Below are 1,085 nucleotides of genomic sequence, written 5' to 3' on the forward strand. Positions count from 1 at the left end.
CGGTCTGCAGGTACTTGTCGAGCATCCGCCCGGTCGCATTCGAGAGATGCCCCTCCAGCGCCCACATGCCATTGCCGCACTCGATCAACTCCAGGCGCTGCATCGACTGCTCGCCGAGCCCATCAAGGAGCTCAGTCTCTCCGGCGATCGCGGCCCACAGCCCCTCAAGGTGACGACGCAGGTCCTTGAAAGAGGCATGAGCGCAGTACTCGACCACCATCGCCTCCGGCGTCGCACACTCCACCGCCGGGTCGAAGGGGGAGACGACCGGGGCCGTGAAAGGAGTGCGGGCGAACACGCGCATGGCCGGGGTCTGGTCAAGCTGGCGGACGGCGTAAGCGACCTGGTCGATCCGAGCCTGCCCCGACACCGCCGCCGAAGCAAGAAGACGGAACTTCCCCGACAGCCGCGCGATCGCCGCGATCGCGCTGGCGGTGTTGAAGGTGAAGTCGAACTGGGACAGGAGCAGGTCGCGGAGGGCGGAGAACCCGAACTCGGAGCGGTGCAGGTTCGCCTCCTTCATCGCGATCACCGCAGACAGGACCCGGGCGTGAAAGGCGTTGATCCCCGCGGCGGCCTCATCGAGGGTCGAGCGGATCGCCGCAGCCTGGGAGCGGCGGTCAGGGGAAGCGGAGAGGAGCGAGGCGGCGGGGAGGATCGGAGCGACCGGGGTGGTGTGGGTGTTGCATGCGGCCATGGGTCTCGCCTCCTCACCGATTCTCGAATGTCCTGCTGGTTTTCGTTTCCTTGTTCGTAGTTCAATGATGACAGAATGCTGTAGCGGTGTCATCACCCAACCGGGTGAACATTCCATGAGGGACACTCACGCCACCCCGCCACCCCCCACTCCGCCTGGGGCGCAATGCAAACCTGGGGCCAAATGGGCCTCCGCCGCCCCGGACCCGGCGCTGCCTGGCAGCCGCACCGCACACCCCACCACCATGCGACCCTTTTGTCGCCGCCCGCTCTAAGCCCGACCCCACACCGACCGTAAAGGCATCACACGCAAAGCAAAGCGGGGCCGCACCTTCCGGTGCGGCCCCGCTTCACTACTCGCTTAGTGCTTGCCCGACTCGATCTCGTCG

At 66.4% G+C, this 1,085-nt stretch carries 1 protein-coding gene; it reads right to left on the minus strand.

Translation table 11 applies throughout. The features are described from left to right. Nucleotides 1-697 (minus strand): hypothetical protein (locus JHY01_RS26175; RefSeq protein WP_205328672.1); only part of this gene is annotated, 697 nt, incomplete at its 3' end. Nucleotides 698-1,085 lie beyond the last annotated feature (388 nt).

Origin of the sequence: Glycomyces sp. YM15 (genome assembly GCF_016918015.1) — a bacterium.
Taxonomy (GTDB): domain Bacteria; phylum Actinomycetota; class Actinomycetes; order Mycobacteriales; family Micromonosporaceae; genus Glycomyces.